The sequence below is a fragment of the Kordia sp. genome (assembly GCF_965283645.1).
Taxonomy (GTDB): domain Bacteria; phylum Bacteroidota; class Bacteroidia; order Flavobacteriales; family Flavobacteriaceae; genus Kordia.
Genome location: NZ_CBDIPG010000001.1, coordinates 3,112,240 through 3,126,526 on the forward strand (window position 1 = coordinate 3,112,240; position 14,287 = coordinate 3,126,526).

13 protein-coding genes are annotated in these 14,287 nt (G+C 33.3%); all 13 read right to left on the reverse strand.

Annotation, left to right across the window (positions count from 1 at the left end; genetic code table 11):
• Positions 1-10 precede the first annotated feature (10 nt).
• Genes ACQ654_RS13675 through ACQ654_RS13735 form a run of 13 tightly spaced genes read right to left on the reverse strand, consistent with a single transcriptional unit; the run spans position 11 to position 14,281 of the window.
• Positions 11-1,474 (reverse strand): MBOAT family O-acyltransferase, encoded by a 1,464-nt coding sequence (locus ACQ654_RS13675; RefSeq protein WP_430410895.1) that lies wholly within the window; start codon positions 1,472-1,474, stop codon positions 11-13.
• A gap of 16 nt (positions 1,475-1,490) precedes the next feature.
• Complete coding sequence (locus ACQ654_RS13680; protein ID WP_430410896.1) at positions 1,491-2,624, reverse strand: NAD-dependent epimerase/dehydratase family protein; 1,134 nt, start codon at positions 2,622-2,624, stop codon at positions 1,491-1,493.
• Positions 2,609-3,049 carry a WxcM-like domain-containing protein gene (locus ACQ654_RS13685; RefSeq protein ID WP_430410897.1) on the reverse strand — a complete coding sequence of 147 codons (441 nt, stop codon included), beginning with the start codon at positions 3,047-3,049 and terminating at the stop codon, positions 2,609-2,611. The genes ACQ654_RS13680 and ACQ654_RS13685 overlap by 16 nt, the downstream gene beginning before the upstream one ends.
• Positions 3,050-3,057: 8 nt before the next feature.
• Complete coding sequence (locus ACQ654_RS13690) at positions 3,058-4,062, reverse strand: polysaccharide biosynthesis protein (protein WP_430410898.1); 1,005 nt, start codon at positions 4,060-4,062, stop codon at positions 3,058-3,060.
• A 2-nt stretch (positions 4,063-4,064) separates the two neighbouring features.
• Complete coding sequence (locus ACQ654_RS13695) at positions 4,065-5,423, reverse strand: glycosyltransferase (RefSeq protein ID WP_430410899.1); 1,359 nt, start codon at positions 5,421-5,423, stop codon at positions 4,065-4,067.
• A gap of 2 nt (positions 5,424-5,425) precedes the next feature.
• Complete coding sequence (gene rffA / locus ACQ654_RS13700; protein ID WP_430410900.1) at positions 5,426-6,553, reverse strand: dTDP-4-amino-4,6-dideoxygalactose transaminase; 1,128 nt, start codon at positions 6,551-6,553, stop codon at positions 5,426-5,428.
• Positions 6,550-7,242 (reverse strand): GNAT family N-acetyltransferase, encoded by a 693-nt coding sequence (locus ACQ654_RS13705; RefSeq protein ID WP_430410901.1) that lies wholly within the window; start codon positions 7,240-7,242, stop codon positions 6,550-6,552. The genes rffA and ACQ654_RS13705 overlap by 4 nt, the downstream gene beginning before the upstream one ends.
• Positions 7,243-7,257: 15 nt before the next feature.
• Positions 7,258-8,142: a glucose-1-phosphate thymidylyltransferase RfbA gene (gene rfbA, locus ACQ654_RS13710; RefSeq protein ID WP_430410902.1), complete on the reverse strand. Its 885-nt coding sequence runs from the start codon at positions 8,140-8,142 to the stop codon at positions 7,258-7,260.
• A 5-nt stretch (positions 8,143-8,147) separates the two neighbouring features.
• The gene (rfbB, locus tag ACQ654_RS13715; protein ID WP_430410903.1) at positions 8,148-9,203 is read right to left on the reverse strand and encodes a dTDP-glucose 4,6-dehydratase; all 1,056 of its coding nucleotides are present in this window, start codon (positions 9,201-9,203) and stop codon (positions 8,148-8,150) included.
• A gap of 20 nt (positions 9,204-9,223) precedes the next feature.
• A complete protein-coding gene (locus tag ACQ654_RS13720; RefSeq protein WP_430410904.1) occupies positions 9,224-10,279 on the reverse strand; it encodes a glycosyltransferase in 1,056 nt (351 codons plus the stop codon).
• Positions 10,266-11,639, reverse strand: coding sequence for a hypothetical protein (locus ACQ654_RS13725; RefSeq protein ID WP_430410905.1), 1,374 nt, complete (start codon positions 11,637-11,639; stop codon positions 10,266-10,268). Before ACQ654_RS13725 ends, ACQ654_RS13720 begins: the two co-directional genes overlap by 14 nt.
• On the reverse strand, positions 11,640-12,923 hold the full coding sequence (locus ACQ654_RS13730; RefSeq protein ID WP_430410906.1) for a flippase: 1,284 nt from the start codon (positions 12,921-12,923) through the stop codon (positions 11,640-11,642).
• Positions 12,920-14,281, reverse strand: a complete 1,362-nt coding sequence (locus ACQ654_RS13735; RefSeq protein WP_430410907.1) for an O-antigen ligase family protein — start codon at positions 14,279-14,281, stop codon at positions 12,920-12,922. The genes ACQ654_RS13730 and ACQ654_RS13735 overlap by 4 nt, the downstream gene beginning before the upstream one ends.
• Positions 14,282-14,287 lie beyond the last annotated feature (6 nt).

A 14,287-nucleotide genomic window follows, 5' to 3' on the forward strand; every position in this document is an offset into this window, starting at 1 on the left:
TTTCCCATAATTAAAATTGAAAGTATATAAACTGTGATTGATTATGACTACCGTAAACTCCAAAGACAATTAAAACAATGGCACTAACAACGTAAAAAGACCAACGTCCTAAAAGTGGTAGGTTGTTTATAAATTTTACCATATTGTAACGTTTGTGCGTCATTTCAAATAATAACATAAGCACTATAAAAATTAATACTGCAATAAAGTTAGGCGCATCAAGCCCTATTTCTGAATAAACGCTTTTGTCACCAGTATTGAATGTAAAGATTTTTTTGATGATTGCAAATCCATCTTTCAATGAATTTGCTCTAAAGAAAATCCAAGCAATACAAACAATAGTAAAAGTAGTTAGTGTAAAAAATATGTTTCCAAAAAACGTTTTTTTGTTTAGATGGATTTTTGCAAAAGTTCTTTTTCTCAAATCTTGCGTGGCTTTTTCTAATACTATAATAATTCCGTGAATCGCTCCCCAAATTACAAACGTCATGGCGGCTCCATGCCATATTCCACTTATAAAAAACACTAAAAATAGGTTGAGATATGTTCTATACTTTCCGCCTCTACTTCCGCCTAATGGAATGTATACATAATCTCTAAACCAAGTGGAAAGCGATATATGCCAACGTCGCCAAAATTCAGTAATCGATTTAGAGAAATAAGGACTATCAAAGTTTTTCATTAAATCAAATCCCATAGTTCGTGCAATTCCTATGGCAATATCAGAGTATCCTGAGAAATCACAATAAATCTGGAATGCAAAGAAAACAGTAGCAATAATAAATTCCATTCCATAATAGTCGCCAACATTATTGTAAGTTTCGTTTACAAAAATAGCAAGTCTATCTGCAATGACCATTTTTTTGAAAAGTCCCCACAACATCAATAAGAGACCACTTTTAACTTGTTGATAATTAAACTTATATAGTTTGTTAAATTGTGGTAATAAATGAGAAGCTCTTTCTATGGGTCCTGCAACTAATTGTGGAAAGAACGACACAAATGCAAAGAATGAAACGATATCGTTTGTTGGTTTCATCTTGCCTTTATATATGTCTACCGTATAACTAAGCGTTTGGAACGTGTAAAAACTAATTCCTACTGGCAATATAATGTTTAACGTATTTATTTGTAGTTCCTGACCAAATAGACTAAATGCATCTACAAAGCTCTCTATGAAGAAGTTAAAATATTTAAAATAGATTAAAAAACCTAAGTTAACCAACAAACTTACATACAATAAGTACTTCCTTTTTTTTACATTTTCTTCTGCGCCTAACCTTTTTCCTATGTAAAAATCAACAAACGAACTGATAATTATTAGTGATAAAAACTTCCAATCCCACCATCCATAAAATATGTAACTAACAATTAGTATAAACATATTTCGTTGTGTAAGTTTTTTAGAAAAAACCCAGTACAATAGAAAAACTATTGGAAAGAAAACTGCAAAGTCTAATGAATTAAATAACATTCTACATTAATTTAAATTATACCTCCACAAAATATGTGTCGGCGTCTTCTGAATTGTAAGGTTCATTTATCCAGAATAATGTTATTAATTCCGTATTTCCAATATTTTTAATATTGTGTGTATACCAAATTGGCATGTCTACATACGCCGGATTTTCTCCGTCTAAGATGTATTCAAAAACTTCGTCTGAGTCAATTTTTCGAAGTTGAATAGACGCTTTTCCACTAATAACAGCAAAGCGTTCTACTTTTCGTGTGTGATAATGATTTCCACGTGTAATCCCTGGAACTGTAGTTGAATACGATGATTGTCCTGCCGAACCTGCACGCATAATTTCTACAAATGCACCGCGATTATCCGAATGTTTTGTAAATTTTCTTGGAAAATAATCTTTAGGAATAAAACTCGTAAACGTATTGAATAAATCTAGTTCGAATGAGTTTAAATCTACTTTTGGCACTTGTCCGTTGTCTACGTATTGCGTTTTGAATTCTTTTAGTAATCCTAAAATTTCTGATACTTTTCGTGATGATGTATGCGGAACTACATACGATTGTATCTTTTCAGCATCTTGCTTTACAATTTCGTTATAGAAAGCTTCTGAAAGCTCGTTGATGTAGATTAAGTTTACGGTACTATCATTGATAACTGTTGGTTGTTCTCCAGCTACAATTTGATGTGAAAACGTTGCAATAAACGAATTGTAGAATGGTTTTCCAAAAGGTCCAAATACGTTTGGAATGATTAACGAAGCAACTTTTCCGCCGTTTGCATTTGCCCAATTTTCCAAATGTTGTCTTCCGTCACGTTTTGATTTTCCGTACAGATTGTCTCTTTCTTCTTGTGTAGAAGATGAAAAAATAATTTTTGGAGTGGAATTGGTGGCTTCACAAGCACTTACTAGTTTGTGTACCAAACCAACATTAGTATCATATATAACTTGCTGATCTTCATGACGATTCATTGCCGCAATGTGCACAATAACATCACATGATTTTACGAAATTTTGAAGTTTAGCTTCGTTTTCAAAGTAGTTTCTTTCAAAGCTGATGCGTTCTATTTCTTCTGTTTTTGTACCTAAGAAGTTGTATACATGACTTCCCATAAAACCAGCTTGACCTGTAATTCCTACTGTTAGTTTTTGTCCCATTTGGTCCATTTGTTTTGATCAAATCGTATTTGATCGTTTTCTATTTCGTTGAATCCGTAGTTTGATAGTATCATAAGTTTCGCATTTGCTTCTAACGCCTTGAAACCATTTACAAAACCATTCGGAATGTATAGTATTTCCTGCTTTTCAGCAGATAATTCGTATTCGTATACTTTTAAATCATCCGATGGATGTTCCCAATCATCAATTTCAACCAATTTTACCGTAAAACTTCCGTTGACACAGATAAACCAACGACTTTCAATAGTATGTCCTTGCCAAGCTCTGATAACATCCGTATCAAAATGTGTGGTAAAGTATACACGTTTTATGGGTGACATATCAAATTCATTGAAGAATTCGAGTTGTCCACGATCATCTGTATAGTTTCCGCCAGAAATGATTTTTGGTAGTAATTTACCCATATGAATGCTTACTTTATGTCTTCGCGAATGAACGCTAGCTTTAGTAATAATTTTTTCATTCCTTCAATATCTAAACGTTCTGTATTGTGTGAATGATAGTCTTCAATTGTACTCATATCTACTTCTCCTTCAGAGAAATAGTTAGCATAGTTTAAGTCTCTGTTATCAGCTGGAATTCGGTAATAATCGCCCATGTCTTCCGCCTTTATTTTTTCTTCTCGTGTTAGTAACGATTCGTATAGTTTTTCTCCGTGACGCGTTCCTATTACTTTGATTTCGCTATCACTTTTATACATTTCTAACAATGCTTTTGCCAGTACCTCAACAGTTGCCGCTGGTGCTTTTTGCACAAACATATCTCCTGCATTTGCATGTTCAAACGCAAATAATACCAAATCAACTGCATCTTCCAACGTCATCATGAAACGTGTCATGCTAGGATCAGTCAATGTTAAATCTTGTTTTGATTTGATTTGATCTACAAATAAAGGAATTACGGAACCTCTTGATGCCATTACGTTTCCGTAACGCGTTCCTGAAATTACGGTGTTTCCTGCATTTCTTGATTTAGCAACTAGTACTTTTTCCATCATTGCTTTGGAAATTCCCATAGCGTTGATTGGATATACGGCTTTGTCCGTACTTAATACCACAACATTTTTCACGCCGTTTCTAATGGCGGCTTCCAAAACGTTTTCTGTACCTAATACGTTTGTTTTAACAGCTTCCACAGGGAAAAACTCACAAGAAGGCACTTGCTTTAATGCGGCTGCATGAAATATGTAATCTACGCCTCTTACGGCAGTTTCTACCGATTGTGGATCTCTAACATCACCTATGTAAAATTTTACTTTTGGATGTGATAATCGTCTTCTTTGATCTTCTTGCTTTTTTTCATCTCTAGAGAATACTCGTATTTCACTAAAGTGATCTGTATCTAAAAATCTGTTTAATACTGCATTTCCAAAGGAACCTGTTCCACCTGTGATGAGTAATGTTTTATTTTTTAGCATATCTATTTGTTATTTCTTGCATCATTTATTATATCGATCCACTTTTTAGAGACTTCCGATTTACTCGTCATAAAAAAGGCTTTTTCAGCACATTTTTCCCTGAGCACTGATCGGTTGCTAGCACTCTGAAAGCGTATTTCTTCTTTGAGCGTTTTGTATAAATCTTCCGTACTGATTGCCTCGGCGCATTTACCGCAATCATTGTTTGATTTTACCATATCAATGGCAACGCCTATTTCAAAAGCACATACGCGCGTACCACACATTAAACTTTGATTTACCATCATTGGTCCGGCATCTTCAACCGAAGGCGACAAAAAGATGTCAGCTGCATTGTAATAGTTGGGCAATTCTCTCGGAGAAATGACGTCTAATGTTTTCAGCTTGTCTTTAGGAATGATGGTTTCAAACTCCGTATGATTGCTTCCTATGATAAGGAATTTGAGATTGGGCAAATCGGAATCGTTGCTTATTTTTTTTACCATTTCCTTGAGGTATTTTCCTCCTTTGCGCGGATTAGCTAAATCCATAGCACCAAAAAATACTACAATATCAGCGTCACTAAATCCTAGCGCATTGCGAAACTTCATGCGAGCTTCAGGATTGTTAAAATAGTAATCTTCGTTGGTTGGTAATGGTATTTTGTATTGTTTGTTTTGTCCCGAAATTTGTGCTTTACTCAGTACTTCTTTTTGATAATCTGAACTGTACACAAAGTTAAAGTTTCCTTTTTGCGCGTAATGTTGTTTAAATTTCAGGTTTTTTTCTGGGAACTTTTTATAGTTTTTCGAAACTGCTGGACAGTCTGTACAACTATTTTGATATCCTAAACAATCCCAGGTATAGTGACAGCCACCAGTAATAGGTGCCATATCTAAAACTGTGACAAATACAGGAATGTTTCCCCATTTTTGACTGAGTTCGTGTATGTTTTGGTAGGTGATAAAATTCTGCATGAAAAGAACGATAATGGCATCAGGTTTGAAATTTGATGCTTTTTCATGTAATTCTTCAGAGGCGTGAATATTTTTGGTTTGATTGATATCTTGAACGAAATATTTATTTTGATTTAAAGACCTAAAAACCAAACCATTGGAAATATTGAATGTATTTGCCAAAATTCTGATCGCGCCCGTAGCAAGTTTTTTAAAAATCTTATGCTTTACAAAATTTCGGAGTCGAGCTATTTTTTTCGATTGTGCTTCTGATTGTATATTGTATACATAGTCCAACTCACCACTATATTGATTTACCATAATTTTGGCATCAACTTGGTGTTTTTGGAAAGCATCTCTGAAATCTTTAGCAATAACGCCTGCTCCCGATGAAATATTAGAATTTGTAATTAGTAATACATTCATGTTTATTGTGCGTAAAACATTTTAACCGAATCGGTTATGTGTTTTATCTCATCTTCTTTGAGTTCATAAAAGAATGGAAGTCTAAGCAAGCATTGATCATACTTCTGAGCGTTTTCCAATTCTAGAGGTGTTTCTATTTTACTGTAATATTCACTTTTGTGTAAGCATAAGTAATGAAATACAGCGTGTACATTTTTTTCTTTTAAAAATGCAATGAGTTTGCTTCGTTCTTCCTGATCTTTTGTTATTACATAGAACATATGAGCATTGTTCGTTGCAAAATCTGGAATGGAAGCCAATTTAAGGATATTTTTTTCTTCAAGCTCGTTGAGTTCTCTTTTGTATACAGACCAGATTTCTTTTCGCTTTTTCTGAATCATTTCAAGATTTTCAAGCTGTGCGTAAAGGAAGGCCGCGATTAATTCTGATGGTAAAAATGAGCTACCTGTATCAACCCATCCGTATTTGTTTACTTCTCCTTTGAAGAAAGCAGATCGGTTGGTTCCTTTTTCCCATAATATTTCTGCTCTGTCTGCAAATTTTTTGTCATTTATGGTAAGTAAGCCACCTTCTCCACATATGATATTTTTTGTTTCATGAAAAGAAAAAGCGCCCAAATGCCCAATAGTTCCCAATGGTTTTCCTTTGTAATAGGAATCAATTGCCTGTGCTGCATCTTCAATCACATAGAGATTGTACTTGTCAGCCAACTCCATAATTTTATCCATATCACACGCTACACCTGCATAATGTACTACGACAATGGCTTTGGTTTTTGGTGTTATGAGGCTTTCTATTTTGTCTTCATCAATACCTGGATGATCAGTTCTACTGTCAGCAAAAACAATTTTTGCTCCTTGTCTTACAAAAGCTAGTGCCGTTGACACAAATGTGTATGAAGGAACAATTACTTCATCGCCTGGCGCTGTATCAATTAACATAGAGCACATTTCCAATGCGTCTGTACAAGAAGTTGTCAGTAACGTCTTTTCAACTCCCAAGTTGGTCTCGAAGTACGATTGGCATTTTTTGGTAAACATGCCATTTCCAGAAATTTTACCAGAATGTACTGATTCTTCAATGTATTGTAATTCTTTTCCAATGAGGAAAGGTTTATTAAATGGTATCATATGTTCCAATAATGATAGATGTAATTTATATATTTTTTCGTAAACCCACACTTTTTGTAAAGTGCATTGGCTGGAATGTTATTGAGTTGCGTTGCTACTTCTACACTAGGTATTCCTTGTTCAGATATTCGTAACATTGCGTCTGCAATTAATTTGCTGGCAACACCTAATCCTCTTGCATTGCTGTGAACTGCGAGTAAACCAATGGTGCTGTTTTGTTGATTGTCAATATTGTACGTAATTAATCCTAGCAATTCATTGTGTTTTTCATAAATTAAAACTTCATGTTTTTCTTTTTGTGAAATGCTATTATCAATCCATTTTTTATAGAGTTTGCGAAATTCGTCATTTTTGAACTCTTCATCCGTTCTGAACCTTGAGTGAATTCCGCTTGCATATGCCAAATTTACTAATTGATCGTATGAATGCTGTGCTTTGTCAAATACTTTTATTTCGGGTATTTTAGTTGTTTGTTGTTGTTTTATTTCTTGATGATACACAATTTTTTCATCTACCAATTTTAAAGTTTCTGTTGCTAATGGTGCTTCTGAAAATACGTATATCAGTTTGAAATTTTCCGCAAGTTTATGAAATAATGGTACTTCAAAATTTTCTTTGTTTGAAACGACGCATTTTGCTATTTCGTAACCGAAAAAGTTGCTATCCCAATCTAGTTTATAGAGTTCCATACGTTTGCAAAAAAATTAGTCCTCGGTGTGATCGTAAATACCTTTTAAGTATTTACCATAATCATTTTTTTTGTATTCTTCTGAAAACGCCAACAATCTGTCACGAGAAATGAAACCCATTCTGTAAGCTATTTCTTCAATACAAGCAATTTTAAGACTTGTTCGTTTTTCAACAGCTTTTACAAATTCGGTTGCTTCTGTAAGACTTTCGTGTGTTCCAGTATCAAGCCAAGCAAAACCTCTACTCATTAGTTCTACCGACAGATTTCCTTTTTCCAAAAAGCTTTGATTTACCGACGTAATTTCAAGTTCACCTCTATGGGAAGGTTTTACATTTTTAGCAATTTCTATAACTTCATTAGGATAATAATACAATCCTACAACCGCATGATTTGATTTTGGCACTTTAGGTTTTTCTTCTATGGATATGACTTCGTTTTGTTTGTTAAACTCAACAACACCATATCTTTCCGGATCTTCCACATAATAACCAAATACTACGGCTTTGTTTTCCTCTTCTACAACAGAGACTGTTTTTGCCAGCATTTTTTGAAGTCCAGCACCATAAAACAGGTTGTCTCCGAGTATGAGGCAAACATTATCGTCTCCTATAAATTCTTCTCCTATTATAAATGCTTGCGCCAAACCGTCTGGAGAAGGTTGTTCTGCATAAGATATATTTAAACCAAGCTGACTTCCATCATCAAGTAATCGTATGAAGTTTGGCAAATCTTGTGGTGTGGAGATAATTAGAATGTCCTTGATTCCAGATAACATTAATACAGATAGCGGATAGTATATCATTGGCTTATCGTAAACGGGCAATAGCTGTTTTGAAACCACTTTTGTTACGGGATGCAGTCGTGTTCCTGAACCTCCAGCGAGTATAATTCCTTTCATGTGTATTATTTATTATATTGGTTGTTGTAATATTCTTGATATTCACCCGAGATGACGTTTGATAACCACTCTTTGTTGTTCAGATACCAATCTATTGTTTTTTCAAGTCCTTGTTCGAATGTGACCGACGGATACCAACCAAGTTCATTTTCTATTTTGCTTGCATCAATTGCATAGCGCAAATCGTGTCCGGGTCTGTCTTTTACATACGTTATTAGACTTTTTGATGAATTTTCAGACGATCTGCCCAACTTTTCATCCATAATTTCACATAGCAAATGTACTAAATTAATGTTCTTCCACTCATTAAAACCGCCAATGTTATAGGTTTCTTTCATGACACCTTTATGAAATACAGCATCAATTGCTATTGCATGGTCTTCTACATATAACCAATCGCGTGTGTAGTTTCCGTCTCCGTAAACTGGAAGCGGCTTTTCAGTAATGATGTTATTTATGAACAATGGAATTAGTTTTTCTGGAAATTGAAAGGAACCATAATTGTTGGAACAGTTACTAATTTTATACGGTAAGTCATATGTTTCACCATAAGCTCTCACAAAATGATCGGAGCTTGCTTTGGATGCAGAATACGGAGAGTTAGGATCGTAAGATGTATTTTCTGTAAATAACCCTGTTTCGCCTAATGTTCCATATACTTCATCTGTACTTACATGGTAGAAAACTTTGTTTTGAAAATCATTATTCCATGTATTTTTTGCGGCATTTAACAAAATCATCGTTCCTAAGATATTTGTTTTGGCAAACGCCAACGGATCGCTTATAGATCGATCTACATGACTTTCAGCTGCCAAGTGAATGATGCTTGAAAATTTATATGTATCAAAAATTTCATTGATGTAATTTTCGTCTGTAATATCGCCTTTTAAAAAGGTATAATTATCTTCGTTTTCAATGTCTTTCAGGTTTTCCAAATTTCCCGCATAGGTTAACACGTCCAAATTGAATATGTGATATTCTGGATATTTTTTTACAAATCGTCTTACTACGTGTGAACCAATAAAACCGGCTCCTCCGGTAATTAGTATGTTTTTTTTCATTGTTTCCATTTTTAATCGTGTTATGCTATTGCATTTATGAAAGCATTTTTCCAAACTTCTGGTGTTCTGAAGTTATAGTAAAATGTATATGCCTTTTCTGAAATTTCTTCAATATTGTGTGTTCTATCTGCTATGTTTTTCATAACATTCGCCAACGCTTTAACGGAACCGTCATATATGAAACCGTTTGTTTTATTTATGATACAAAATAATTCTCCACCCGTAATTGCATTTTTTGTTGTAATAAACGGTGTTCCATATGAAAAGCACTTTTGCACTGATAAACCTGCTTGTCCTGGCGAAATACATGCTAAAGACCTTTTGAATATTGGAAGTAATTCATGTTCTTCGGTTAGTTTTCCGTGCAGTATTACTTTTTCTTGAAATCCGTTATTGGCGATCCAAGTAACAATGTTATCATATTCTTCCCCGTTTCCAACAATTTCTAACACAGGTGTTTTTTCTTTTAATTCAGTGTGTAACTGTTGGTAAGCCGTTAGCAGTTCGTATATTTTCTTTTGTTTGTATAGAGTTCCGATAAACATAAAACTTTCAAATGTTTTTTCTGAGAAGTCAAACGCTTTGGGCGGAATTACCGTGTTATAAGCTACATGTAGTTTGTTAGAATCAATTCCGTAAGATTGATATTTTATAAGTGGATAGTGTTCGTAAAATATTGCGCCGTCTGATTTTTTTATGACATATTTTCGAAGAAAATCCAATCGTTTTTTTGAATCATAATTATTGCTATAGGAAGCTGAAACTCCTATTCCAAATACTAATACTTTGAAGTTTCTTTTTTTGAATAGTAATTTGTAAAGATTTAAAATTCTAATGTTAAACGAACATATAACCGTATCAAATTTAGAATAGTCAGGTTCGTTTTTTATAGTAAAAAAAGGACCTCTTTTTTGAGCTGTTACTTTCAGTTGAGCAAATTTTGCTCCATCAATCGGGTCATTGGTATGTGCTACAGTAAAATCGTACTGATCGCAAAGAAGATTGAACATTTCAACTCTATAGTGCGTCAGTCCGTCAATCCCGATTAGGAGTACTTTTTTTTTAGTCACTGACATTTTTTTGTTTTTTTGGCATTAGAGATATAATAAGTATTAGCGGCAAAGGTGCTAAGGTGTATAACATAAATAAATCAAACCCTGAACCTCGTATGTATTGAAATAGTATGCATACTATGTAAATGGAAAAGATGAGTTTTCCGTTGAGGATTTTAATTTTTCGCTGTTTTATAACATACCAGAATATTTTTTCAAATGACACCAATATGAATACGACAGCAATCATTCCAAACCAATAAAAGTTTGCAAAACCTTCTGCGTAATGCACCACAGGTAAACTTTGTCCGTTTTTTTTATGTTCGGGATTTAGCGTGTAGGTATATTTTAAAATCATTCCTTCTGGTTTGTTTTTCCAGATGGAACGCGGAATAGGAGTCAGAAATATTTTTACATAGGTTCCTCCATATTGTAAAGGCAACTTTTCTTTTTCTACAAAGTCCATACAAATCATGGTGTTTCCTAATACAGTGTTTACCTCAAAGTTTTCTACAAAAATATGTTTAAAATAGGGTTGACTCACATAGTCAGGCACTTTCAAAAAGGCATCTAATTTACTGTCTAATTGGTAACCTCCGTAACCTCTCATAATAGAAGCTGCAAAAATAAGATACACACCTAAAAAAGCAACAGAAAGCATCATGAGTATAAACTTAAACTTTACTTTTATTTCAAAACCGCTTTTTACAGATTCTAGAAACATAAAGATGAATACTACGAGAATTACTTCACGCTTACTTGAATAATGTTGAGAAAAAATTATTCCGATAAGAATAGTATATAATAGTATTCTTAGTCCTCTAGAAAAGTTGAAAGACTGCAGTACTAAATAGATAATTAGTACTAGTTTAAACGGATATTCAAATCCTAATAAGAGGTTTTTAAATACGGGCACATAACTAATTAGTATTAGAAAAACGAAAAACGAGAAGAAAATTACAGGTATGAAATCTGGCCATATAACGTCTTTACGTTTTGGGATCAGTTTCTTGTTTTTTCTAATTATTTTTACCCAATAGTGAAGTAGTATTAAATCTACTATGAAGAAATATATAGTATAAATATTGAGTTTGTCAATGTATATTATGTTTTCATAAACCTCTTTAGACCAACCATAATTGAGAGGAATAAATATGGAGCCTAATGTGAAGGAAAGTCCTAAATATAAAAATGAGAAGAGAATTGGAGAAAATATCATGTAGATATTTCTAGTTTCTTTCATTAAAAATCGCATTACGAAGATAAATAGTGACACGTAATGTGTCACATAAAATATCCACATATCATCCATGAACTCTCCATTTTTCTTGTAAAATAAGAGTCCTCCAATGAGAATAATATTTATAAATACAATTAACTTCATTTATTCAGTTGGTATTGACCAGACTTTTTTTACTGTGATGGCAAACAAATACAAATTCCAAATTATTAAGGCACTTGAGGAGGCAATTGCAGCTCCAATGATACCATATTGAGGAATCAGTACAAAGTTTAAAATTATTCCAACAACAGCACCTATAAAAATTCCTTTTGTTGCTTTTCGTTCTTCTCCCATCATTTTGAGGAACTGATTAGAAATGCCAAAGATAGAATTTATAATTCTACCAAATATTAATATTTGTAAACAAGTGATTCCTACTACAAATTCTTCGCCGTAAAGCAATTCTATAAAAAATTCGCCAAAAAACAGAAAAGGAAAAGCTATTACTAGCGCAAACACTAAATTGATTCCACAAAATGTAAATAACAGCTTTTTGAGCTTCGCAAAATTATTTTCTTCAAAACTACGTACAATATAAGGAGATGCCACAGCGTTGATTGCTGACAATGAAAAGATAATTAATAAGCTGATCTGATACATTGATTTAAAAATACCGACTTCTTCACTGTCTGCCAAAAAGCCTAGTAGAAATATATCTGCCTGTGCTCCAAGTATTTGAATACTTCCAAGCAGAAACAATGGCATGGCAGATCTTTTCCAAGCTGATTTTTCATAATCAGGCTCAAGGTTGGCCATTTTTTTATCTGTAAACCTTTTTACCATGTATGCACCAACTAAAAAGATGATTCCGTTGATAATGGTATAGGAAATTATAGAACTGTAAGCGTTCAACACGCCTGAATAGTATAAGACGAGTATGACGATGAAAAACAAAATTGGGCGAATAATCATTTCTGGCAACTGCGAAAGATTTACTTTTTCAATAGCCGTCAGAACTCCCGTTCGAATCATTGATAGTGCTAAAAACAAGATAATTGGCAACGCAACCAAAACATAAGGTTTTGAAGGTATTTCTACTATATCTGTCAATAATAAAAATATAGATACCGCTATAAAAACGAGTCCGCATATGGTAACATTTTTGTTGCTGAATTGTAATATTCCCTTGAGTCGTTTCCAATTTTCATTGATGTAATAAATGGCTCCAAAACGTGTCACTGCTGTTGGCAATCCCAAGTTGGAAAAAATAGAAAGTACTGTAGCAAACGACACGGCAAAAGCAAAATGACCAAAATTATCAGGTCCTAAAAACCGTGCAAGCAATATCATGGAAAGCGGCGTTACTATCGTGTAAATACCCTGAATAATGAGACTTACTAGTAAGTGCTTTGACAACTTGTTTTTGTATAACGACGACAGCTTCATTGTTTGTTTATTGATTCTTCGGTTGAAATTAGAGACCAGTTTGGCAGCATCGTAATAAATAGTATAAAAAATAAAACTCCGTATATTCTGCTAAGGTAATTTTCAAAAAAACAGCTTGCAAATATAAGAAATGTAAAGATGAAAAGTAGTTTATTTTTTTGGAGGTAACTCGAGTAAAATAAGTATATAAAAAACCCGAGAAATAGCAAAAAGTTCAGAATTCCACCAACTAAAGCAAAGTGTAAAAATTGTGAATGTGAGTTGTATTCAATAGTAACATCAAAGTTTGGGTTGTTGTGGTTTTGTGTCATTAAACAATCATCCAAATAATTTTGAATATCTCCAAGTCCAACTCCAAACCAATAGTTTGTACGTAATTTTTCCAAAGCGCAGGTATAAATTTTTGTGCGCTTGTAATCCATGAATATTTTCTCATCAAGATTATTATCTGTTTTTTCTATAAGTTCCCATTGCTTTATTTCAGCGTAAGTAGTCATAATTTTTGACTTATTGAAAATTCCAATCGCTATAATAAGTGCTATAAATGCCAAACGAAATTTGGTTGTTTTTAATAGATAAAAAGCTATTCCAAATGAAAAAACAACAAATAGAAATACGTTTAGCTTGGAAGCCAAATAGAATAAAAATAAAAGACTGAAAAGTAGCGCAATTACCGCAATTACGTTGTAAAGTATTTTGCGCGATTTTATGAGCGTATATATTGCTAAAATGTATCCGAATAAATAGTATGACGAAATGTAATTGCTATGTGAGAAGAATGAGTTTTTCCCTAATAATTCATAACCACGCTCGGAAACACCGCCAATCCAGACTTTAAATGAGTTGTCCTTAAAATAAATTAGTTGTTGTATGAATGATTCGTCGCGCAACGGAGATTCTTTTGCAATGATTTCTTGATAAATACTAATTCCTTCTACATGATGGAAAAACCATAGAAACGCATAAATAATTAAAGAAACTAAAAATAGGATGATTGCTAATTGCTTTCTTTTTTGAGTTAATGTTGGATGAAAAAATAAAATCACAAACGGCACCAAAGCAATGGCAATAGAAGGTCTTAGTTCGTTAAAGAAAAATACTTTGTCTGTTGTCCATAAAAATGTCAATACGGAAAACCAGAAGAATCCTGTTAGTATTCCATATATTTTCCAAAGTTTTCGATCTTTGATACGTACTAAGAATGTTTTATGATAAAATAATACTGACACGCCCAAAAACGTCATTAATGAAATAGACTGAACCGCGTTTCTCATAATTGGAAACATAAATAGAATACCAAATAGTGTACTACTAATCAGGTATCGTTGTTCATTTATTCGATTGAGTATACTTTTCATTTACGC